Here is a 21645-nt window from a genome sequence, read left to right as displayed (position 1 = left end):
ATTAAACCACCAGCAAGTTTATTATTTTCAGGAACAAATCCGGAAACACCCCAAAAACAGCGGACGCGACTGCCGTAATGCATAGCGGAATAATCATCAGGCGCGCTATTGTTGTATTCTCTAAACTGCCTGTTTCGCCGCCTGGATTCAAATTCTTGCCAAAAAAAGACGTATAAAAAACAGGTACGAAATATCCGGCATTCAAAAGGCTGCTTATGAGAAGTACGCATAAAAGTATTACGCTGTGTATTTTCATGGCTCCGAGTGCAAGATACCATTTACTCACGAACCCGCTAACAGGCGGAGCACCGATCATGCTGAGGGAGGCTATACCAAAAGCGATCATTGTAAGGGGCATTCTGTACCCAATGCCATTAAGTTCTGAAATTTCCTTTTTACCGGAAACAACAAAAATCGCTCCTGCACAAAAGAACAGAGTGATTTTGGAAAATGCATGATTTGCGATGTGTATAAGACCGCCTGTTATTCCCTCGGGCACCAGCATGGCCACACCAAGTATTATATATGAAAGCTGACTTATAGTTGAATAAGCGAGCCTTGCCTTTAGATTTGTCTTTGTAAGCGCTATTATGGAAGCAGTCAGAATGGTGAAGGAAGCAATATAACAGGTGATTATTCCCAGACCGAGATCAGACAGAATTTTTGTTCCGAACAGGGAAAGCATTACCCTGCATATCGAAAAAACACCGACCTTTACAACGACAACCGCATGAAGAAGTGCGCTGACAGGAGTCGGAGCGACCATGGCAGACGGCAGCCAGTTATGAAACGGCATGATACCTGCTTTGGCAAAACCAAAAAGACACATGAAGTAGCTTACTGTTACAAGCACCCTGGACGCGTCACTCGGAAATATCCCGTTGACTATATCACCGGCGGCAAAATCGAGGGTTCCGCACTGGACGTAAATTATGGCCATAGCTGGAAGAAGAAGAGCCTTTGAGGTAAACATCAGATAAACAAGGTATTTTCTGCTTCCCTCATAGCCTTCCGCATCCTGATGGTGCATGACAAGAGGATATGTGAATATCGAAATTATTTCGTAAAACAGGTACAGAGTAAAAAGGTTTCCGCTGAAGGCTGCTCCCACGGCAGCACCGACTGATACGGCATAGCAAACATAGAATCTTGTCTGGGCGTGTTCGTTAAGCCCCCTCATATATCCTATGCAGTAGAACCCTGCGAGTATCCATAAGAATGACGAAGTCCCCGCAAAAAGAATACCCAGGGCATCCACATTAAAGCGAACCGTGATACCTGGGTAAAGGGAGAAAAGTTCATATGAATAATTCACGCCTTTCAATATGTGAGGTACGAGGAACGCCACTGACAAAAACGTCAGAACAGCACCGATAATAGACCAGGATTCCCTGATGTTGGGTCTTTTACCTGATGCCATGACAAGAGCCGCTGTTACCATCGGTATGAATGGTGCCATCAGGATCTTACTTGTTACAATCGTTTCCATGCTCATATTACCTTAAGGAGTTCCCAGGATTATTCCGGTTCGTCAATGTTTAAGCCCGTTAATTTCTTCAGGATCAATGCTTCTGAATTTTCTGAACACAGCAAGCATCATACTGACAACTATTGCAGCCTCGGCCGCAGCAATTCCCATGATAAAAAGGGTGTATACCTGTCCGGTGGCTGCGTCCGGGCCAAGAAACTTTGCAAAGGCCATGAAATTAAGACAGGCTCCGTTCAGAATCAGCTCTGTGGATATCAGCATGCCAATTATTGTTCTATGCTGTATCATTCCATAAAGGCCCGTAATCAGCAGAAACACAGATATAATAAGGTATGTTTCGAGATTCAGGCTCGGGTAGAAAGCATTAAGCTGCATCATCTCCTCCATCTTCCCTTATGGTTGCAAGTATTATTGATCCTATGATCGCAGCCAGAAGTACAACCGATATAAGTTCGAACGCCAGGCAGTATTCATGAAGGAATCTGGAACCCAAATGATTGAGAGAGTAGTCGCCTACCCTTTCGCCTGTGCTTATCCAAATTCCTTTGTTTCTGACTATTGAGGTTCCTATAAGAATCACACCTGAAAGGGCAGTAAGTCCCGCAAGTAAAGAATGCTTTCCTTTGAGATTTTTTTCAGCGACCTGATTCGGAGTGTAGCCAACCATTATTCCGAAAACCATCAGAATACAGATCGCGCCCACATATACCAGTATCTGCATCATTGTAAGAAACATGCTGCCCAGATAATAGTAAAGACCGCCCACGCCAAGAAGGCAGACCGCAAGCCCGAAAACAGCATGCATGAGTATTTTTGCCCTGACAGCTACAATCGCACCTGATGCGGTTATACCCATGAAAGCAAAAAAAAGAAATTCCGACACAAGGCTGTAAAGTTCCATTATTTCTTGTCCTCCAGCCTCTTTACAAGATCCATTATAAAATCTTCCCTCGTGAATCCTGCAAGATTATATTCGTTAGAGTACCTGATCGCATCCGCAGGACAGGATTCACAACAGATTCCGCAGAGGCTGCATTTTGTGAAATTGAGCATGAAGGAAGTCAGAGACTTCTTCTTCTCCCCTTCCTTTTTTTCAGAGATTACGTTAATGCACCCTGAAGGGCATGATTTTTCACACATACCGCAGGCAATGCACTTAATCCTCTGCTCAGCATCCAGGGTGAGTTCAATGTGGCCACGAAAATTCGGTGTTATTTCAATTTTCTCACGGGGGTACTGTACTGTGACCACAGGTGAGATCATTGCCTTGAAAGTAACCGCAAGCCCGGAAGCCAGACTCTTGCCGCCTTCTATTAAATCTGAAAAATATCCGCCCATAGCCTACACAAAAATTAGCGGCAGAAATTTTACTGCGGCCGCTGTGACTAAAAGGTTAACTAACGCAAAAGGTATAAGATATTTCCATGCCAGATTCATCAGCTGGTCAAACCTTACACGAGGAAAAGTCCATCTTATCCATATCATGAAGAACATGATGGAATACGCTTTAAGAAAAAACCAGAGTGTCCCGAAGTATTCTTCCCATGGGCCATGCCATCCTCCAAGAAAAAGTGTGGTTGCAACGCAGCTGACAGTCAGCATGTTTGCGTATTCGCCAAGGAAGAAAAGGCCAAATGCTATTCCGCTGTATTCGGTATGAAAACCTGCGGTCAGTTCGCTCTCTGCTTCTGGAAGGTCGAATGGAGCCCTGTTTGTTTCGGCCACACCAGCTACAAGATAGATGAGGAAAGCCACTGGCTGAAGAAGTATGAACCAGGACCCTCCGCTCTGGGCGTCAACTATGCCACTCATGCTAAAGGTGTTTGTAACGAGAACTACTGAAAGAAGAGAAAGAAGAATGGGAATCTCGTACGCGATATTCTGGGCAACCGTTCTCATGGCTCCAAACATGGAGTATTTGTTGTTTGAACTCCAGCCCGCCATAAATATTGCCATAACATTAAGCGAACCCATTGCCATCACAAATATCAGACCAACATTCAGATCCCTTACCTGCAGATGCTTGCCAAACGGAACAACAAGAAATGGCAGAACAACAGGAGTAAAAGCAAGAAGGGGTGCGATACGGTATAATGGTCCGTCAACGTTTTTTGGTATAACGAGTCTTTTTGAGATAAGCTTTATTCCGTCAACAAGACTCTGCAGCACTCCCTGCCATCCGATTTCCATCAGACCGCATCTGTACTGCATGTAACCTGCAAGCTTTCTTTCAAAATAAACCATTACGAGACCATTGAGAAACACCAGTGCAATTACTAATATGCCTGAAATCAGGATTCTCAAAAGTTCGGGTGGAAATATGGCCAGAATAGATTCCATTTATTTACCTATCTATCTCGGGTATAACCAGATCAAGGCTTCCAATTGCAGCCACAAGGTCGGCCAGAAGCATACCGCTGCAAAGCTCACGGAGAATACTCAGATTGCAATAAGAAGGAGTTCTCACTTTAAGTCTGTATGGTATATCTGATCCATCACTTACCAAATGATACGACAGTTCGCCTCTTCCAGTTTCGACTGACGAGCTGTATGAGCCTGCCGGTATTTTAACTTTCTTCGGCACCTTAGCCATATATGGTCCGTCAGGAAGATTGTCCAGGGCCTGTTCAATGATTCTCAGACTCTGTTCCATTTCAAGAAACCTGACCATATATCGGTCAAAGGAATCACCAATCGTTCCTGTTGGTATATCAAAATCGAATTCGTTATAAATCGAATAAGGCATCTTCTTTCTTATGTCATATTCGATTCCTGACCCGCGCAGGCTAGGCCCGGTGACCCCATAGCGCAAAGCCATGTCCCTCGATATTACGCCGTTTTCTTCAACGCGCTTTCTGAAAATCACATTGCCTGTGACGAGCTGTTCGTACATCTGAAATCTTCCCCTGAGTCTTTTTACAAAGGCCCTGGTTCTTTCAACGAACTTTTCGTCAATATCCCTGTACACGCCCCCCACCCTGAAATAGCTGTAGGTGAGTCTCGATCCTGTGACGTCTTCGAGGGCGTCTAATATCTGCTCACGATCATCAAAGCAGTAAAGAATCGGAGTAAAAGCACCAAGATCCAGAAGATAGGCACCAAGCCAGAGCAGGTGGCTCGATACTCTGTTCAGCTCCGACGAGATAACCCTTATAAACTCTGCCCTTCTTGTCGGCACTATGCCTGTGGCCTTCTCTATAACAGCCACATAGCCGTGGTTGTAGGGCAAAGCGCAGACATAGTCCATTCTTGAAGTATTGGGCAAAAAAGAAGGCCAGGGCCTGCATTCGCCCATCTTTTCGTGCATCCTGTGGCAGTATCCGATCACAGGGTCAAGATCCAGGACATATTCACCGTCCATCTCAAGAACAACCCTCAGAACACCGTGTGTACTCGGATGCTGGGGCCCCATGTTCAGGAAGAACTGTCTCTGGCCTTTAATTTTTTCTGTGTCAATTGTCGGAAAAATCATTTTGCACCTTATGAAGCTGGCGTTTCAGCGACTTTTTTTTCAGGTTCTGGCGCCCATGTGACAGACTCCACGGATTTGAGCTGGCCTTCATTTTTAAGAAGCGGGTGAAAATCAACATCTGTATCCATGAGAAGCAGCGGTCTCATATCGGGATTACCATCAAATACTATTCCGAAAAAATCCCGGGTTTCTCTCTCATGCCATGAGGCTCCGTGGTAGATATCCGATATGGTCGGCACTGTGTTGTCCTTGCTTGCGTCCGCCATAGCCAGAACCCTTACCCCACTTTCAAAGCTTGCCATTTCATAGACGACCTTCATGAAAGGAGAAACGTGAAAACCTGCAACATATACAAGATAAAACCCGCTTTCGAGCATCAGGGTAGCAAATGGTCTCACATTATCAGAAACAAGAGATACCTTTATATCATAGCCGAATTTTGAGGATTCGGTCCTTTCACAGGCAATGCCCGCAGCCTCGAATTTTTTAATTATTTCAGCACTTGAGTCCATACAGGTTATGCTCCCATCGGATGTTTGTTCTGTGGGAATGGATGACGAACCCCTGTTATCTTTTCCTGGAGCTTGAATATGCCTTCAAGCAGTCCTTCCGGCCTCGGAGGGCAGCCTGGAACATATATGTCAACTGGAATAAGCTTATCTACGCCTTCAATGACGTTGTAGTTTTCTTTGATAGCAAAGGGGCCGCCTGAAATTGCACAATTCCCCATTGCGATAACCCATTTTGGCTCGGGCATCTGCTCATATAGAGTAATTACAGCCTCAGCCATTTTACGGGTTACAGTTCCGGCAACAATAAGAACATCGCTCTGACGGGGAGAAGGCCTGAAAGCTTCGGCTCCGTATCTTGAAATATCCCATCTTGCCATACCGGTCGCCATCATCTCAATGGCACAGCAGGCCAAACCAAAAGTCATGGGCCAGAGGGAATTAGCCTGACAATGCCTGATAATTTTATCAGCATAAGGAAGCCTTATGAGCAGTCCTGGATCATCAAATGAAGACTCATCGGTTTCATATTTTCTGTAGCGTTCCCGCAAGGCAGCTGCGAAATCATCAACGCCTAAAAACTCTTTGTTTTCCTGTCCCATCTAAACACTCCCTTGACCCAGGCATAAACTATCGCAAGAGTAAGAACTCCGACGAATATGAAAATCTCTATTACTCCCCTCCAGGCAGAAACTTCTTTAAAGGCTGTTGCAACCGGGAAAAGATAAAGAATATCAACATCAAAAGCCAAAAAGATGAGCGCATACAGATAATAGGCCACGCCATACCTGAAATCCCAGGCGTCGCCAAATGTATCCATACCACATTCATATGTTTCGAATTTTTTTAAGGATCTTGCAGTTCGAGGCTTGATCAGCCAGGCAAATATAAAAGGGAAAAATGCGGCAAAAAAGCCGAACAAAAGAAAAACCATTATGTAGATGTAATCAAGTAGAAACGCATCCGACATTTTCATAATTGACGTCCAAAATATGGTCTGAAGATTGAGTATCAGCAATGATTAGAGGGCTTCCCCCAAAAGTCCCTCAAAAAGGAAAAATAATTTCTATAGCCCTGACCTGTTCTTGTCAAGCATATAATCCCCGAATAAATCTTAATTTCCAAATAAAAACTTAGTTCCTGCTGTTTTACCCCGGAGTTTTGTTAGTAATACTAATACTTGATTTAATCTTCATACATTAATAATGTCTCATCAATAAGAAAAACTTATCCGATTCAATTATGGAGGATGCTTAAATGTCAGACAATACCAGATTCAAAAGTGCCTATGATTTATTCATATGGAATTACAGACTGGATTTCGATCCTGTCGGCATAAAATTTATAGCCTCAGAAAATGATGCATCTTTGATCAAAACTACTCACAAGGCAAAATCCCGTCTTTCGTACTGTCAGTTCCTGGCTGCCGCCAGAAGTTCCCGCCACGAACTTCTCATGAGACCTGACGAACTGTCATGTAGAAATGCACAGATTGGCATGGGCTACAAAGATCCTGACAAAGATAAAGATTCAAAGGCGCATTTAAAATACACAATGAACGAGGAATTATCATGGGAACTGATCAACATAAAAAACAAACTTTCAGATGAAGCCAAGGGCGGTATTTATTTTGCGCCCCTTGATCTGTACGACAACAGAGACTTCGTGCCTGACGTTGTTTTTTTCATGGTAACTCCTTATCAGTCATATCATTTATTGAATGAATACATGAGCGCCACCGGAAAATCACATCTTATGTTCAAGGCTACTGCCAACTCGGCTGTTTGCGGCGGAAGCATATACTCTTTCCAGAATCAGACAGCAAATATGATGACAATGTGCGCAGGATCAAAGACTTCCGGAAAGACAGAAATGAACTACCTGAATTTCTTTATCCCAGGAAACGAGATTTTAACTACTGCGGAGAGTCTTAAAAACAGGATAGAGAAACTCGGAGGTCCGTCACTTCTTGGAAAAGGAGGAGAGTCATGGCCTGGGCTTGATGTCTGCGGTGGGTGCCCATTGATCAAATTCGAAAAGAATCCGTAACATCTCATTATCAAGATGCCTAAAAGGGGAATTTTCTAATAAGAGTTCCCCTAAACACTTTAGCCGGAAAAATTTTATTCAAAATCCGTGCTCTTGATGAATTGTATAAAATCCGCCATATCCTTGGGTAAATCAGACTGGAACTCGAGCATCTCATTGGTTGAAGGGTGACAGAAACCAAGCTTCCATGAATGAAGCATATGTCTATTCGGGAAATATTCTGACCCGATGTTTTTTTTCAGAAGGGAATTTTTCTTAACGCCATACACCAAATCCCCAAGAACCGGATATCCGAATGAATCAAGATGAACCCTTATCTGGTGGGTTCTTCCGCTCTTGATCTCGGCTTCAAGCAATGAGGCAATTCCATATCTCTCCCTTACAGACCATAATGTCAGGGCTGAACGCGGCGCTTTTGAGACGACTGACATTTTTTTCCTGTCAACAGGATGCCTGCCGATCGGCAAATCTATGACGCCTGAATCATTTATGGGATTTCCGGCAGTAATTGCTAAATATTTTTTATAAACAGCTCTTTCTTTAAACATGTCGATCAGTGCGACATGCGTATTCTGGTTCTTGGCAACGATCATGAGTCCGCTAGTGTCTTTATCAAGCCGATGAACAATGCCAGGCCTGATCTCACCGCCTATTCCCTGAAGGTCAGGACATTTAGACAGTATTGCATTTACAAGTGTTCCTGACTCATGTCCGGGCGCAGGATGAACAACAAGGCCTGCTGGTTTGTTTATGACAATAAGATCATTATCTTCATAGATGGCTTCAATTTCAATATCCTCGGCCTCACAGGAGTAGGCTTTGGGAAAAGGCAAAAGCCCGTTTACCATTTCGCCATAGCGAACTCGATAACCGGGCCTTTTATCAGAATCATCAATTTTTATTAGTCCAGACTTTATCATTGAGGTTATCTGGGATCTCGAAACTCCAGATATTCTGTCTGATACAACAGAATCAAACCTCTCACCGTTTTCCTCATCAGATACTTCAAAACTAAAAGACTCGCCTGGATTTATTGTCATTAAATAGACTTATTCGAACAGCTGTTCAATTTCACTGAGAATGGTTGCCTCGTCAGTATCATTTGCGAGGCTGAGTTCTTTAAGAAGGAGCCCCTGGGCAGTATCAAGAAGTTTGCGCTCGCCAAAAGAAAGATCCTTTGTTAGCTTGAGCATAAAAAGGTCCCTGAATACTGCAGCCACATCATAGAGAGAGCCGGTCTTGATTTTTTCCATATACTCTCTGTAACGACGGTTCCATGTCTGGCTGTCTGAATTGGAATCCTTTTTCTTTTTTATAACCTCATAAACTTTTGGAATATCATTTTTACCAATGACATCCCTGAGACCAACTGAATGAACATTGGTCGTTGGAATCATGATTACCATGCCATTCTCAATGATCTTAAGAATATAAAACTCGTGCTTTCCGCCGTTGACATCCCTGCTTTCAATGGCCTCGATGCGTCCCACACCGTGGGCTGGGTATACTGCAAGGTCACCAACCTGAAACGCTCTTTCCTGGATCATGTTTTCTGCCATTTCACAAAAATCCTTATATTTTGGGTTACCTGAAAAGCGACGTATTATCTTTAAAAAAAGAATTTATATCATAGGCAGAGAATCAATACAAACAAAAAAAGGGAGCCGGTATAAATACCGACTCCCTGGACTTACAATATTTGGTTAATCCTTATTACATAAGGAAAGGAACCATAAGAAGAGCAACAACGTTGAGAATCTTGATCATTGGGTTGATCGCAGGACCAGCGGTATCTTTGTAAGGGTCGCCTACAGTATCGCCAGTAACTGCTGCCTTGTGAGCATCAGATTTCTTTCCGCCGAAAACACCGCTTTCGATGTATTTCTTAGCGTTATCCCATGCAGCACCACCAGTAGTCATGGAGATTGCGCAGAAGATACCGGTAACGATTGAACCGATAAGAAGGCCACCAAGAGCAACTTTTCCAAGAAGGAAACCAACTACAACTGGAGCAACTACTGGAAGAAGCGCAGGAACGATCATTTCTCTGAGTGCGAAAACGGTAACGATGTCAACGCATGCAGCATAATCAGGTTTTGCGGTACCTTCCATGATGCCTGGGATTTCACGGAACTGACGACGAACTTCTTCAACAACGTGTCCAGCTGCTTTACCAACGGCTCTCATTGCAATTGAACCGAAAAGGTAAGGAAGAAGACCACCGATGAAGAGACCGATGATTACGTTTACGTCTGAAAGGTCAAATCTGATCGCAGCAGCATCTTTTCCGCCGTGAACAGCAAATTCCTGAACATAGCAAGCAAAAAGAACAAGTGAAGCAAGACCAGCAGAACCGATTGCATAACCCTTAGTAACAGCCTTAGTGGTGTTACCAACAGCATCAAGAGCGTCAGTTACAACGCGTACTGAATCATCAAGTTCTGACATTTCAGCAATACCACCAGCATTGTCAGTGATCGGACCGAAAGCGTCGATCGCGATAACCATACCAGTCATTGAAAGCATTGACACAGCTGCAATAGCGATACCGAAAAGACCGCCAAGAGCATGAGCAGTTGCAATAGCTGCACAGATGGTAAGAACTGGAGCAGCAGTTGACTGCATAGATACTGCAAGACCAGCTATGATGTTGGTACCATGACCTGTAGTTGAAGCAAGAGCGATGTCTTTAACTGGCTTGAATATACCGGTGTAGTACTCAGTGATGATAACGATAAGAACTGTAAGTACAAGACCTACAAGTGTGCAGTAGTAAAGAGCATCAGCGTTAACGCCTTCAACTCCTACAAGGAACGCCTTAGTTACAAAGTAGAAAGCAACAGCTGAAAGGATAGCTGCGCCGAACATACCTTTGTAAAGAGCGCCCATGATGTATTCACTACCCTTGCTCAGACGTACGAAGAAAGTAGCAATCATTGAAGTGATGATTGATACCGCGCCAAGTATGAGCGGATAAAGGATAAGAGTAGCATTGCCCTTGAACATAAGATGAGCAAGAACCATTGCAGCAACAACAGTTACGGCATAGGTTTCAAAGAGGTCAGCAGCCATACCAGCACAGTCACCAACGTTGTCACCAACGTTATCTGCGATGGTTGCAGGGTTACGTGGATCATCTTCTGGAATGTTTGCTTCTACCTTACCAACAAGGTCAGCACCAACGTCAGCAGCCTTGGTAAAGATACCGCCGCCAAGACGAGCAAAGATGGAAATAAGAGATCCACCGAAGCCAAGCGCAACGAGAGGCATAACCTGCTTGGTAACCATGAAGAAACCAGCAGTAGCAGTAAGAGCAAGACCAGCAACGATCATACCGGTAACTGTACCACCCTTGAAACCCATTGTAAGGCCAGCGTTGAGGCCGTTACGAGAAGCTTCTGCAGTACGTACGTTTGCGATAACTGATACGCGCATTCCGATGTAGCCAGCGATGAATGAAGCAACCGCGCCTACAACAAAACCTGCTGCGTATACTGGGCCAAGGCCAGGAGCAAAAAAGATTACCGCTGTAATAATAACACCAACGATACCCATGCTTTTGAGCTGACGATTCAGGTAAGCAATAGAACCTTCCTGAATAGCTGCCGCGATTTCCTGCATTCTTTCATTACCAGCTGGAGCAGCTTTTACAACGCCAGCAAGAACGAGAGCAAACAGGATGCCCGATACACCAACGAGTGTACAGAGCAGTGGAATGTTAGCCATTAATGTAGCCATGCCATCCTCCCTAAAAATTAAATGGTTATAAGGTTAAAACGTAAACTAACAATGAATCCTAGTTGAACCGGTTCATTGCATAATTCAGATCATCTTCCAGGGTTGCCATAACAGCATCTTTTGCAAGTAAAATAAGATCATCAAGCGTCTTTTTTTCCTCTTTTGAAAAGCCGCCCAATACATGTGCGGTAACATCCTTTTCTCCTGAGGGGCGCCCTATGCCAATTCTTATTCTCGGAAATTCGGAAATCCCGACCGAGGAAATAATTGATCTCATACCGTTATGGCCACCGTGGCCACCTTTTTCCTTAATTCGAATTTTCCCGAATTCAAGATCAAGGTCATCATAAATCACAAGCATATTTGCGGAATCAAGTCCGAAATAATCAAGAACACGCGACACAGAATTACCGCTTCTGTTCATGAAGGTCATCGGCTTAAGCAAAATTATCTGCCTTGAGAAAACCCGACCTTTTCCAAGCAGACCGTCAAACTTGCTTTTCTCAAGTGATATGGAGCAAGCTTTTGCGACCTCATCAACAACCATGAAGCCTATATTATGCCTTGTTTTTTCGTAGTCTTTGCCTGGATTGCCAAGACCGACAACAAAATTTATTCCGCCTTCTTTCATTTCATTTAAAACTTTTTTCAAAGATCATTTCTGGCCGACTATTTCTCAGCGCTTTCGGAACGTTTTGGCGGAACCAGAGTAACAACAGCGACACTTGGATCGTTTGCTATCTTGACGCTGTCTCCGAGGTCTATGTCCCCGGCAAGGATTGTGTCACCAAGCTTCATGTCCGCAACATCTATTTCAATTGTTTCGGGAACATCGGCTGAAGAGCATATTATGTCAAGCTCGCGGATGATTATTTTGAGAACGCCGCCAAGAATGATACCAGCAGGTTTGCCTACAGTAGTGACAAGAGCCTTGGTTCTGATTTTTTTGTCCATGGACGCTATTTCATAGAAATCTGCATGCAGTATTGCTCTGCTGCCAGGATTTGTCTGAAGCTCCTTTAAAAGAGCATTCTTGGGCTCGAAAGAACCGCTTACATCAGTAAGCCTTAAAAACACCTGGGATGTTTTGGTATCCTTGATGATTTTTTCAAGCTCACGGGCAGATACAGAAACAGGCATTGCCTTATCTCCGTCTGCTCCATAAATAATTGCAGGAATCTGGCCGGAAGCTCTCATCTTGAGAGCAGCTTCCTTGCCTGTTTTTTCGCGTACGGTCGCATTAAGATCTACTAGCTTCAAAATATACCTCCTTAAAAGCTTCGAAAAAGCTGATGAACTTATTTAAAAAGTGATGTAACAGAATCACCCCTGTGACAACGTATTATTGCCTCGCCAACAAGTTCCGATATTGTCAGAACCTTGATTTTTGACGAGGACCTGATCTTTTCAATTAGGGGAATAGAATCTGTTGTCACCAGTGTTTTTACCGGCGACGCCTCTATTCTGTCTATGGCAGGCCCGGAAAGAACGGCATGGGAGCAGCATGCATGGACCTCTTTTACACCTTTGCTTTCAAGAGCCCTTGCAGCTTCTGTCAGCGTACCTGCGGTATCAACCATATCATCAAGAAGAATAGCCACTTTATTTGCAACATCTCCAATGACTGCCATTGCCTGAGCAACATTTGGTGCCGAACGCCTCTTGTCGACAATTGCCCAGTCAACCTCATCCCCAAGCCTTTTTGCAAAAGCTCTCGCTCTCTCAACACCGCCCGCGTCAGGCGAAACAATTACAAGCTCGCCATTTGCAACTTCTGCGGCAAAATTTCTCTTTATATAATCGATCAATACCGGTGCTGCATATAAATTGTCCACAGGGATATTAAAAAACCCCTGTATCTGTCCGGCATGAAGATCCAATGTAATTACGCGATTGGCCCCTGCATTTGTGATTATATCCGCAACCAGCTTGGCACTAATCGGAACTCTCGGAGCCACTTTCTTATCCTGACGGGCATATCCGAAATATGGAATTACAGCCGTTATCCTTCTGGCTGAAGAACGTTTTACAGCGTCTATCATGAGTAAAAGCTCTATAAGATTGTCGTTTACCGGCGCACAGGTCGACTGAATAATGAAAACATCCTTTGATCTCACATTTTCATTTATCTCGATCTGAATCTCGCCGTCGCTGAACTGGGTAACTTTACTCCCGCTCAACGGTTTGTCCAGATATTCAGAAACCTTCTGGGCAAGCTGAGGGTTCGAATTACCAGTAAAAATCGAATAGCCTTTCATCGTCATTTAGACCCGCCACTTTTTTTAAAAAAACTGAGTTTGAATGGCTGGGGCGGAAGGATTCGAACCTACGAATGCTGGTATCAAAAACCAGTGTCTTACCGCTTGACGACGCCCCAAACAAAAAACCGCCGCGCAGCAATAAGCCTTACGCGGCAAATCCATAAGGGCCCAGGATCATTTCAACCTGACACGCCCACCATTTTGTATTTGCTTTTATTATACCGGCCGCTTTTTTTGCCTTGTCCGCATCACTGAAAAGCCCAAAAACCGACGGACCACTACCGGACATTAAAACTCCGTCAGCGTCCTGGCCGGTAATATACGCCTTGATTTCCTCAATGACCGGGCAAAGGCTCATGGCCGATATTTCAAGATCATTGCAAAGAATTTCTTTTATATCACAAAGACCTTGATTTAAGGCTGGATATTTATTTTCTTTTTTACACTTTGTCAATCCCAAATTAAGATTTTTATATACCTCGGCAGTTGACAAAGGAACACCAGGATTGACAATCAAAACTTCATAAGGAACCATCTTTTCGACAGGTGCGAGAATCTCTCCGATGCCCTCAGCATATGACGGCACAGAGTGAATGAAGAAAGGCACATCCGCGCCGAGGCCAAGGCCCATTGAGCATAACTCCCGGATACCAAAGGGTGCGCCAAAATATGAATTCAGGCCTTTCAGAACAGCGGCAGCATCACTGCTGCCCCCACCCAGTCCAGCAGCCACAGGGATATTTTTCTCAATTCTTATTTCAAGACCGGACTCTATCCCTGTTCTTTCAAAAAACAACCTGGCCGCCTTTGCAGCCAGATTGTTCTCATCGCTTGGAGCATCTTCATCTGAGCAGAATACTTTTATTCCATCAGAAATTAGATCAAGCTCAATTTTATCATAAAGGGAGACAGGAATAAAAAGGGTCTTCAGGTCATGATAACCGTCACTGCGCCTGCCCATAATTTCAAGAAACGCATTTATTTTAGCGGGCGCAAGCAGGTTAATCTTTTTTTCCAATCTTTTCATCCCTGTCATTGTGTTATTTAGAAGAAAGCTCTATTACAAGCAGGCCTAAGCCCTGTCTCCATACAAGCATTCTTAAATTAGCGCCTGCTTCAGTGACGGCATTTTTAAACTCAGACGGAGAATTAAGTTTCTTGTGGTTGATTTCCTTTATAACGTCCCCCATCCTGAGACCTGCGAGAGCTGCCTTGCCGTCAGGCGCAACGCCTTCGACAACAACACCACCTTCACCAGTATAGCCGAGTCTTTCAGCGATATCAGGGGTCATCTGGGATACTTTTATGCCAAGGGAGCCTTCTGCGGCAGGCAATTTTCCTCCGGCCTTCTCATCAGTCCTTTTTGCAATAAGTACCTCAACGTCCTTTTTCTTTCCATCCCTGACAACAGATATAAGCGCCTTGTCACCAACCTTAAGCGCAGCGATTATTTTTGCAAGATCCCTGCTGCCTTCAATCTTCTTTCCGTTGACATCTGTAATGACGTCATTCGCATGGATTCCGGCCTTGTCCGCAGGATCTCCTTTGACCACAGAATCGACAAGAACGCCCTTGGCCTCCTGGAGCTTCAGATAATCAGCGAGTCCCTTGTCTATATCTTTCATGGTTATGCCGAGCCAGCCCCTTACCACAGATCCGCTTGATTTAAGCTGCTCAATGATGGTGGAGGCCATGTTTATCGGGATGGCAAAACCAATTCCCTGGGCACTCGCAATTATTGCGGTATTAATACCTATTACTTTGCCATCCAGAGAAAGAAGTGGCCCACCGCTGTTTCCAGGGTTAATCGACGCGTCAGTCTGAATAAAATCATCATAAGCGCCCTGGCCGATCACCCTGCCCTTGGCGCTGACTATACCTGCTGTCACTGTCTGCTCGAGGCCGAATGGACTTCCTATTGCCACAACCCACTGCCCAACTTTCATTGAATCCGAATTTCCGAACTCAAGGGCAGGAAGATCATTGGACGGTTTTATCTTGATAAGAGCGATATCTGTGCTTGGATCTCGGCCAACTATCTCAGCGTCATACTCCTCGCCACTTTTAAGTTTAACCTGGATCTTTTCAGCATCTTCAACCACATGATTATTTGTTGCAATATAGCCTGACTTATCAATTATGAAGCCTGTACCAAGACTTCTTTCCCTATAGGACTTTGAGTTTCCGTTTGGCGCTTCGCCCATGAATTCATCAAAAGGATTTCCTTTTCCATAAGGATTGCCCTTGAAAAAATGCTCAAACACAGGCCCCACATTCTTCAATTTTTCAGCCCTGATGTTTACAACGGCCGGGCCTACGGCTTCGGCTATCTTGTCAAATCCCGACGGAATCATTTCGGTTTGGCCGTCAGCCTGTCCAACAGCTGAATGGGACGTTGAAACATTAAAGCAAAGACAAAACAGAACAGACAGAACAAAAATTGCATTTTTCTTTTTTTTCAGATAACTACCTGAAGTCATATTTTTCTCCCAAGGTTTAAGTTTAGCCGCCTGACAAACACATATCCCCCTTGCGACTTCTTAAAATTACAGGATCATGTCTATTTGCATTCCCTCACGTAAGCAAGTTTGAGATCGTGCAAAATATTCTTTATAAGATTTGTCTCCTCAGTTGACAGATTACCCCTTGTTTTTTCCTCAAGAAGCATGATCACGTCGATGCTGTATTTAGCAAGCTGAAGATTTTTATTCCTTGCTCCTGTTGCCGGATCAGGAATCTGACCGAGATTAACAAGAGCCGAGGAGTTAAGTGACAGTATAAAAGTCGAAAAATTCACTCCAGGCATCAACAGCTGCTCACATGTATGATTTGAAGAGTCGCCCATATATCCATCCTTAAAAAATCATTTGGAGTTAGGTTCTTTAAAAAGCCTATTTATAATAAAAATCAAATGTCAAAAATCAACTTGAAACCATATAAAAATAGAAAAAAAACAGCAAGGTCTTATTGGAAATAAAAACCCGGCAATCCATAATAAAAGGACGCCGGGTCTTGAAAACAATATTTACTATATAAGCTTAAGAGACGAAAGCAAAGGATTCGGATCAATTAGATGTTTATTGAGCCAGTCCCTGTGTCCCGGCAGTTTTGCAGCCATGCCAATCAGCTCGGAAGCATAGAAAACCGGAAGAGGCTCGACATTTTTACCTCTCAGCTCAAGATTGACCTGGCAGAGAGGACAGAAAACGATCATGCAGTTAGCGCCAACCCTTCTGGCCTGGTCCCTGATCCTGTCGACCATATCATCGACCGTATCCGGCTTTGTAACAGCAAGATGGCTTCCGCAGCACTGTTTTGCATACCCCCAGTTAACCGTCTCAACCCCAAGCGCCCCTACCAGTTCATTCAGATTTTCCTCATATGGACGCACATCAAAGCCGGTGAGCCATTCCGGTCTTGTCAGGAGACACCCGAAATAAAGCACGCCCTTAAGTCCCTTGAGAGGATTGACAACCGCCTCCCTGAACATTTCCAGACGGTTTTCCGTAACCATTTCCAGAAAGAATTTTAGCTCAACTGTACCTTGGTACTTTTTCCCAAGAACAGACTCAAGCATCTCATTTTTTTCAGGCTCATTTTCAAGTATTTTTGCGGCTGTTCTCAACCTAACAAAACAGCTTGGGCAGATTACGTGAAGAGAATCTATGCCCTGCCTTTCGGCAAGAACCAGATTCCTTCCTGCGAGCATGAGTGCATAGTCCTGATTAACACTGTGAGCAGGAGATGCGCCGCAGCAATTCCAGTCCTGAAGTTCCGACAGCCAGCTTCCGTGTATCTTGGCCATCTGAAAAAGTGAGTCCCCAAGCTCCCTTGCGCTGGACATGAGCGAGCAGCCAGGATAGTAGTATATCCTCGAACGTCCTGTTCTTCTGTCTTTTTTATTTTCTTCTTTTTGGGTCATAGCAGGCATCTCCAATCTTACGAATCTCATCAAGTCCGTGAACTGTTTTCGGAAGGAGCTCAAGCCTTCCCTTAAAAAGCATTTTCATGCCAGGCACCACATCCTGGAAAAAATTCCTTGATGAAAGTTTGTATCTTGCCATAAATTCAAGCTCATATACCCGGCCTCTTTTATCAACCTGCTTGAGAAACTCTCTGTGGAATGTCCAGATATCCGGTTCACCGACTACTACACCTTCAGCAAGAGCCATTTCCCTGAGAGTATCCATCATATGGGGTATATGAATTCTGTTAGGACATTGAGAAACACAACTATAGCAGCCAATACAGTCCCATATAGCCCTGCTCTCAAGAACCTGCTTTCGCATGCCAAGCTGCATCATCCTTACAATCTGGTTCGGCAGATAATCCATAATATCCGAGACTGGACAGCCGCCTGAACAGCACATGCAGTGAAAACACCCATCAAAGCTTTGCCCACTGCGTTTTGAAACCTCCCCGATAAAAGAGCGGTCAATTTTCATTTTTTCACCTGCAGAATCTTTAAAAAGCGGTCAGCAAAAAAATACCATTATTTAAAATATGAGAAGACCGCAAAAGTCGAAAAAGAACTTAAAAGTCATGCCGTACCTTATCCGGCATCCAGCATTTTTTAGATACCTCTGGATTCCGGCGCAGACCGGAATGACGGAAATCCGAGTTTTTGCGAGTTCATCAATGCCTATTTAAAAGCAAAAAAAGCCCCTTCACTTTTTAAAGTGATTGTAAGACCTTAATCAGTTTTCACTGGAAATCAAGTTAGTCATCCAAAAAATCGTAACATGATTATTACAAAAAAATCAGGAGTGTCAATAACTTGAGCACTTTTTTTTATTTAAGTAAAACTAAATATGAGATTATGCTCAAATCCATTAAGCAGTAGTGAAAAAAGAACAGGGCTTTTAAGCAGAGATCAATGAAGGGAGTCAATAAGAGAGCAGCCTGGACAGACTCTGCACACCTTTAGCAATCGTATACTAATTTTACTTTATCCGGCAATGATACAACAGAGATAATATAAGTTCCACTAACAAAGCAGGTCACAGAAAATATTCTTTCTTTGTATCTTACTGAAATATGATCATTTGCTATTACATCATGGATTTTGCATTCTGAAAGCCCGGAAAGCCCTTTCCCAAGCAGCTTCAGGACAGCCTCCTTGGATGTCCATATTTTAAAAAATGTTATCACAGGATCATCCTTGAACAGGGTTCGCTCTGATTTATCAGAAACTCTTTCCATTAGCCTTTCAGAAACTGGTCTTATGATTTCGACATCTAATCCTACTGGGCTGTGGGAAACAGCTCCTGCAACAATTTCAGGTTTATGCGAGACTCCCCACCATATTCCATTCTGAGATAAAGGCATCCCCTCGCTGTTCTTATGAAATGAAATACCAACACAGATTCCTGACAGCTCCGCACTCATCAAGGCAGCCTTTCGCGCCAAAATGCTAAGCTGCTCAGCCTTTTGTCTGGGCGTAAATCCTGAAAAATAAGATTTATCAATGATCTTTAAAACCACATTCAAAAGACAGTCACCATCTGAAAAGCCAGAGCTTTTACCGGTGATTTCAAAATAATCGGAATTCATATTTTTTATTGCACTTCTAATCATTAGCAACTATAGTTTCTTTTTTGCGGCAAAAAGCACGCTTTTAATAGATTTTAACTTTAAAATCAATGTGTTGCAAAAACATATTGCCGCACGTCAACACTGTTTTTGTCAGCCGTCGGCTGTAAGTTTAATCTTTATATAATTTTGGGAGGTGCATTGTGTCTGTAATGCAAAAATTCTTGGACATAGCTAAACAAAGGCAGAAAACAATAGTTCTGCCTGAAGGCGATGATGAACGCACAATAGATGCTGCGAACGAAATCGTAAAACAGGGACTTGCAGGCAAGGTTATCATTCTCGGGGACGAGGCGGAAGTAAAAAAAGCCTTTGCTGCAAAAGGTTATGAAGTCAAATGCGATATCATTAATCCTGAAACATCTGATCTTAGAAAAGCCTTTGCAAATGAATTCTATGAAATGAGAAAAAGCAAGGGAATGACACCTGAAAAAGCTGATGAACAAATGAAAAACGTTCTGTTCTTCGGTGCCATGCTCGTCAGAACAGGGAAAGCTGACGGTGCTGTTGCCGGCGCCAAAAATACAACTGGTGATGTTCTAAGGGCAGCAATCCAGATCATTGGAACCAAACCTGGAATGAAAACCGTATCAAGCTGCTTTATAATGGTTTCTGATAAAAAAGAATTCGGACACGAAGGCAATCTTATTTTTGCAGACTGTGCCGTCAATCCGATGCCAGACTCCAATCAGCTTGCTGACATAGCTGCTGCATCTGCTGAAAGCTGCAAGAATTTTCTTGAAGTTGAACCTAAAGTTGCGATGCTGTCTTTTTCCACAAAAGGCAGCGCTTCCCATGAAGTTGTTGACAAAGTTTCAAAGGCTGTTGAGATCCTCAAGGAAAAAGTTCCTGGCCTTGCTGTTGACGGTGAACTCCAGGCTGATGCTGCCCTTGTTGCAGCTGTTGGTGCCAAGAAAGCTCCTGGCAGCCAAATAGCCGGTAAAGCAAACACCCTCATATTCCCAGACCTTCAGTCAGGCAACATAGGTTACAAACTTGTGGAAAGATTCTCGGGAGCCGAAGCAATCGGGCCGATAATCCAGGGTCTGGCAAAGCCGGTCAACGATCTTTCCCGCGGCTGCAAATATATGGACATAGTTAATGTTGCGGCCATTACGGCTGTTCAGGCATCATAAAATATCAAGGAGATTTTCCAGATGAAAATATTGGCTCTCAACTGCGGCAGCTCTTCACTTAAATATCAGCTCTTTGACTGGGAAGCAAAACAGGTTGTTGCTCAGGGCATAGTTGAACGTATCGGAATCGGCGACTCTTTCATAAAACATGAAGCAGTTCAGCTTGGCAAGTCAGGTACAATAAAATATGCCATAGACAACCATGAAGTAGCAATGCAGTGGGTAATAAATGCGCTTACTACAGGTGGAGGAGCTGTACTCTCAAGCATGGCCGAAATTTCTGCCGTTGGCCACAGAGTTGTTCATGGTGGTGAGAAATTCAAAAAGAGCGTTCTGATCACAGATGATATCGTGAACCACATAGCTGAAATCTCACACCTTGCTCCACTTCATAACCCGGCAAACCTTGTTGGTATCCGTGCTGCAAGAGCGTCTTTCCCTGAAGTGCCTCATGTTGCAATTTTCGATACAGCTTTCCATCAGACAATGCCTGCATGCGCATATATGTATCCGGTTCCTTATGAGTGGTACAAGGATCAGTCAGTAAGACGCTATGGTTTCCACGGAACAAGCCATCTCTATGTTTCCAAGAGAGCTGCTGCCCTTCTTGGAAAAGACGCAAAAGAATGCAACATCATTACCCTTCATATCGGTAACGGTGTTTCATGCTGCGCCATCAAAAATGGTGTTTCAATCGACACTTCAATGGGCTTCACTCCTCTTGAGGGTGCGATCATGGGAACCCGCTGCGGTGACATTGATCCTGCAATTCCTATGTTCATGATGCGTCAGCTTGATGTTGGTCCGAAATATATGGATTCGCTCCTGAACAAAAAATCAGGTATCCTTGGTGTTACCGGCAAATACACAGACAGACGCGATGTTGAAATTGCTGCAGGTGAAGGCGATGCTCGCTGCAAGCTTGCAATTGAAATTGAAGCTTATCGTCTCAGAAAATATCTTGGTTCATATGCTGCTGCGCTTGGCAGAGTTGACGCAGTAGTATTCACTGCCGGTGTTGGCGAAAACTCGGGCCTTATCCGTCAGAAGACCGCTGAAGCACTTGAATGCCTCTCTCTTGAACTTGACACAGAAAAGAACATGAACACCAGAAGCAAGAACGGAGAAACAGAGATTTCCACTCCGAACTCCAAAGTCAAGGTATTCATGATTCCAACAAACGAAGAACTCGTTTTTGTTGAAGACGTTGTTGGTATACTCAAGGGAACTTACACAGACCACCTTGAATATCCATACACATTCAAGAACAAAGAACTCATGTAGTCTGACAAAAGAAAAAATTGCTTAAATTAGGCCGGATGTCTTTATGATGTCCGGCTTTTTTTGTGGGTCTGTCTTATTTTAAGTTATGAGCTCCTTCGGCGAGTCGCTTTTAAAA

Annotated in this window: 24 protein-coding genes and 1 tRNA gene; 3 read left to right on the top strand and 22 right to left on the bottom strand. The window is 43.8% G+C overall.

The annotated features are described in order from the left end of the window. Position 1: 1 nt before the first annotated feature. The 9 genes from K245_RS0103755 to K245_RS0103715 are packed head-to-tail and all read right to left on the bottom strand — an operon-like array spanning position 2 to position 6446. The gene (locus tag K245_RS0103755; protein ID WP_027358228.1) at positions 2–1489 is read right to left on the bottom strand and encodes a monovalent cation/H+ antiporter subunit D family protein; all 1488 of its coding nucleotides are present in this window, start codon (positions 1487–1489) and stop codon (positions 2–4) included. A gap of 42 nt (positions 1490–1531) precedes the next feature. Continuing rightward, a complete protein-coding gene (gene nuoK, locus K245_RS0103750) occupies positions 1532–1867 on the bottom strand; it encodes an NADH-quinone oxidoreductase subunit NuoK (RefSeq protein ID WP_232223792.1) in 336 nt (111 codons plus the stop codon). After that, on the bottom strand, positions 1854–2390 hold the full coding sequence (locus K245_RS22975) for an NADH-quinone oxidoreductase subunit J family protein (RefSeq protein ID WP_051283845.1): 537 nt from the start codon (positions 2388–2390) through the stop codon (positions 1854–1856). Before K245_RS22975 ends, nuoK begins: the two co-directional genes overlap by 14 nt. Next, complete coding sequence (locus tag K245_RS0103740; protein WP_027358226.1) at positions 2390–2827, bottom strand: NuoI/complex I 23 kDa subunit family protein; 438 nt, start codon at positions 2825–2827, stop codon at positions 2390–2392. The genes K245_RS22975 and K245_RS0103740 overlap by 1 nt, the downstream gene beginning before the upstream one ends. Before the next feature lie 3 nt (positions 2828–2830). Continuing rightward, a complete protein-coding gene (gene nuoH / locus K245_RS0103735) occupies positions 2831–3829 on the bottom strand; it encodes an NADH-quinone oxidoreductase subunit NuoH (RefSeq protein WP_027358225.1) in 999 nt (332 codons plus the stop codon). A 4-nt stretch (positions 3830–3833) separates the two neighbouring features. Then, positions 3834–4961, bottom strand: coding sequence for an NADH-quinone oxidoreductase subunit D (locus K245_RS0103730; RefSeq protein WP_051283844.1), 1128 nt, complete (start codon positions 4959–4961; stop codon positions 3834–3836). A gap of 8 nt (positions 4962–4969) precedes the next feature. Further along, positions 4970–5473: an NADH-quinone oxidoreductase subunit C gene (locus K245_RS26295; RefSeq protein WP_051283843.1), complete on the bottom strand. Its 504-nt coding sequence runs from the start codon at positions 5471–5473 to the stop codon at positions 4970–4972. 5 nt (positions 5474–5478) lie between these two features. Further along, positions 5479–6072 carry an NADH-quinone oxidoreductase subunit B gene (locus tag K245_RS0103720; RefSeq protein WP_084156118.1) on the bottom strand — a complete coding sequence of 198 codons (594 nt, stop codon included), beginning with the start codon at positions 6070–6072 and terminating at the stop codon, positions 5479–5481. After that, a complete protein-coding gene (locus K245_RS0103715) occupies positions 6045–6446 on the bottom strand; it encodes an NADH-quinone oxidoreductase subunit A (protein WP_198013821.1) in 402 nt (133 codons plus the stop codon). Before K245_RS0103715 ends, K245_RS0103720 begins: the two co-directional genes overlap by 28 nt. Before the next feature lie 281 nt (positions 6447–6727). Here K245_RS0103715 and K245_RS22965 point away from each other — a divergent pair, with 281 nt between their 5' ends. After that, positions 6728–7519, top strand: coding sequence for a DUF169 domain-containing protein (locus K245_RS22965; protein ID WP_035276415.1), 792 nt, complete (start codon positions 6728–6730; stop codon positions 7517–7519). A 74-nt stretch (positions 7520–7593) separates the two neighbouring features. On the opposite strand, the gene K245_RS0103705 is transcribed toward K245_RS22965, so the two are convergent. The 13 genes from K245_RS0103705 to K245_RS0103645 all read right to left on the bottom strand — a co-directional run bounded on the left by K245_RS0103705 (position 7594) and on the right by K245_RS0103645 (position 19071). Further along, a complete protein-coding gene (locus tag K245_RS0103705; protein WP_035276414.1) occupies positions 7594–8559 on the bottom strand; it encodes an RluA family pseudouridine synthase in 966 nt (321 codons plus the stop codon). A 9-nt stretch (positions 8560–8568) separates the two neighbouring features. After that, on the bottom strand, positions 8569–9078 hold the full coding sequence (locus tag K245_RS0103700; RefSeq protein WP_027358220.1) for a CarD family transcriptional regulator: 510 nt from the start codon (positions 9076–9078) through the stop codon (positions 8569–8571). A 154-nt stretch (positions 9079–9232) separates the two neighbouring features. After that, the gene (locus K245_RS0103695; protein ID WP_156906689.1) at positions 9233–11257 is read right to left on the bottom strand and encodes a sodium-translocating pyrophosphatase; all 2025 of its coding nucleotides are present in this window, start codon (positions 11255–11257) and stop codon (positions 9233–9235) included. Between the two features lie 58 nt (positions 11258–11315). Next, a complete protein-coding gene (gene pth / locus K245_RS0103690) occupies positions 11316–11909 on the bottom strand; it encodes an aminoacyl-tRNA hydrolase (protein WP_198013820.1) in 594 nt (197 codons plus the stop codon). A gap of 17 nt (positions 11910–11926) precedes the next feature. Next, the gene (locus K245_RS22960) at positions 11927–12517 is read right to left on the bottom strand and encodes a 50S ribosomal protein L25 (protein ID WP_051283842.1); all 591 of its coding nucleotides are present in this window, start codon (positions 12515–12517) and stop codon (positions 11927–11929) included. Between the two features lie 38 nt (positions 12518–12555). Continuing rightward, the gene (locus tag K245_RS0103680) at positions 12556–13515 is read right to left on the bottom strand and encodes a ribose-phosphate pyrophosphokinase (protein ID WP_027358217.1); all 960 of its coding nucleotides are present in this window, start codon (positions 13513–13515) and stop codon (positions 12556–12558) included. A 44-nt stretch (positions 13516–13559) separates the two neighbouring features. Next, a tRNA-Gln gene (locus tag K245_RS0103675) sits at positions 13560–13634 on the bottom strand. Between the two features lie 29 nt (positions 13635–13663). Beyond that, complete coding sequence (locus K245_RS0103670) at positions 13664–14536, bottom strand: 4-(cytidine 5'-diphospho)-2-C-methyl-D-erythritol kinase (RefSeq protein ID WP_027358216.1); 873 nt, start codon at positions 14534–14536, stop codon at positions 13664–13666. A 22-nt stretch (positions 14537–14558) separates the two neighbouring features. After that, positions 14559–15998: a Do family serine endopeptidase gene (locus tag K245_RS22955; protein WP_051283840.1), complete on the bottom strand. Its 1440-nt coding sequence runs from the start codon at positions 15996–15998 to the stop codon at positions 14559–14561. Between the two features lie 80 nt (positions 15999–16078). Then, a complete protein-coding gene (locus K245_RS22950) occupies positions 16079–16363 on the bottom strand; it encodes a DUF1844 domain-containing protein (RefSeq protein WP_035276412.1) in 285 nt (94 codons plus the stop codon). A gap of 183 nt (positions 16364–16546) precedes the next feature. Then, positions 16547–17440: a CoB--CoM heterodisulfide reductase iron-sulfur subunit B family protein gene (locus tag K245_RS0103655; RefSeq protein ID WP_051283839.1), complete on the bottom strand. Its 894-nt coding sequence runs from the start codon at positions 17438–17440 to the stop codon at positions 16547–16549. After that, the gene (locus tag K245_RS22945; RefSeq protein WP_035276411.1) at positions 17418–17963 is read right to left on the bottom strand and encodes a 4Fe-4S dicluster domain-containing protein; all 546 of its coding nucleotides are present in this window, start codon (positions 17961–17963) and stop codon (positions 17418–17420) included. The genes K245_RS0103655 and K245_RS22945 overlap by 23 nt, the downstream gene beginning before the upstream one ends. 478 nt (positions 17964–18441) lie before the next feature. Continuing rightward, positions 18442–19071 carry a 4'-phosphopantetheinyl transferase family protein gene (locus tag K245_RS0103645; RefSeq protein WP_198013819.1) on the bottom strand — a complete coding sequence of 210 codons (630 nt, stop codon included), beginning with the start codon at positions 19069–19071 and terminating at the stop codon, positions 18442–18444. A gap of 191 nt (positions 19072–19262) precedes the next feature. On the opposite strand from K245_RS0103645, the gene pta reads away from it, so the two are divergent. Together pta and K245_RS0103635 are read left to right on the top strand one after the other, a co-directional pair. Continuing rightward, complete coding sequence (gene pta, locus K245_RS0103640) at positions 19263–20246, top strand: phosphate acetyltransferase (protein ID WP_198013818.1); 984 nt, start codon at positions 19263–19265, stop codon at positions 20244–20246. Positions 20247–20267: 21 nt separating this feature from the next. Then, on the top strand, positions 20268–21530 hold the full coding sequence (locus K245_RS0103635; RefSeq protein ID WP_027358212.1) for an acetate kinase: 1263 nt from the start codon (positions 20268–20270) through the stop codon (positions 21528–21530). The last annotated feature ends 115 nt before the right edge of the window (positions 21531–21645 follow it).

The sequence above is a fragment of the Desulforegula conservatrix Mb1Pa genome, from assembly GCF_000426225.1.
Lineage (GTDB): Bacteria > Desulfobacterota > Desulfobacteria > Desulfobacterales > Desulforegulaceae > Desulforegula > Desulforegula conservatrix.
The sequence above is the reverse complement of the archived record's forward strand: the minus strand, read 5'-3'. Positions and strand labels throughout refer to the sequence as shown.

Coding starts and splice junctions, on each gene's coding strand:
- K245_RS26295 (WP_051283843.1), bottom strand. CDS start 5,473: ATGGACTCAAGTGCTGAAATAATTAAAAAATTCGAGGCTGCGGGCATT.
- K245_RS0103645 (WP_198013819.1), bottom strand. CDS start 19,071: ATGAATTCCGATTATTTTGAAATCACCGGTAAAAGCTCTGGCTTTTCA.
- K245_RS0103680 (WP_027358217.1), bottom strand. CDS start 13,515: ATGAAAGGCTATTCGATTTTTACTGGTAATTCGAACCCTCAGCTTGCC.
- K245_RS0103755 (WP_027358228.1), bottom strand. CDS start 1,489: ATGGAAACGATTGTAACAAGTAAGATCCTGATGGCACCATTCATACCG.
- nuoK (WP_232223792.1), bottom strand. CDS start 1,867: ATGATGCAGCTTAATGCTTTCTACCCGAGCCTGAATCTCGAAACATAC.
- K245_RS0103740 (WP_027358226.1), bottom strand. CDS start 2,827: ATGGGCGGATATTTTTCAGATTTAATAGAAGGCGGCAAGAGTCTGGCT.
- K245_RS0103730 (WP_051283844.1), bottom strand. CDS start 4,961: ATGATTTTTCCGACAATTGACACAGAAAAAATTAAAGGCCAGAGACAG.
- K245_RS0103655 (WP_051283839.1), bottom strand. CDS start 17,440: ATGACCCAAAAAGAAGAAAATAAAAAAGACAGAAGAACAGGACGTTCG.
- K245_RS22955 (WP_051283840.1), bottom strand. CDS start 15,998: ATGACTTCAGGTAGTTATCTGAAAAAAAAGAAAAATGCAATTTTTGTT.
- pta (WP_198013818.1), top strand. CDS start 19,263: ATGCAAAAATTCTTGGACATAGCTAAACAAAGGCAGAAAACAATAGTT.
- K245_RS0103720 (WP_084156118.1), bottom strand. CDS start 6,072: ATGGGACAGGAAAACAAAGAGTTTTTAGGCGTTGATGATTTCGCAGCT.
- K245_RS0103700 (WP_027358220.1), bottom strand. CDS start 9,078: ATGGCAGAAAACATGATCCAGGAAAGAGCGTTTCAGGTTGGTGACCTT.
- K245_RS0103705 (WP_035276414.1), bottom strand. CDS start 8,559: ATGACAATAAATCCAGGCGAGTCTTTTAGTTTTGAAGTATCTGATGAG.
- K245_RS0103715 (WP_198013821.1), bottom strand. CDS start 6,446: ATGAAAATGTCGGATGCGTTTCTACTTGATTACATCTACATAATGGTT.
- K245_RS0103635 (WP_027358212.1), top strand. CDS start 20,268: ATGAAAATATTGGCTCTCAACTGCGGCAGCTCTTCACTTAAATATCAG.
- K245_RS22965 (WP_035276415.1), top strand. CDS start 6,728: ATGTCAGACAATACCAGATTCAAAAGTGCCTATGATTTATTCATATGG.
- K245_RS22975 (WP_051283845.1), bottom strand. CDS start 2,390: ATGGAACTTTACAGCCTTGTGTCGGAATTTCTTTTTTTTGCTTTCATG.
- K245_RS0103695 (WP_156906689.1), bottom strand. CDS start 11,257: ATGGCTACATTAATGGCTAACATTCCACTGCTCTGTACACTCGTTGGT.
- K245_RS22945 (WP_035276411.1), bottom strand. CDS start 17,963: ATGAAAATTGACCGCTCTTTTATCGGGGAGGTTTCAAAACGCAGTGGG.
- nuoH (WP_027358225.1), bottom strand. CDS start 3,829: ATGGAATCTATTCTGGCCATATTTCCACCCGAACTTTTGAGAATCCTG.
- K245_RS22950 (WP_035276412.1), bottom strand. CDS start 16,363: ATGGGCGACTCTTCAAATCATACATGTGAGCAGCTGTTGATGCCTGGA.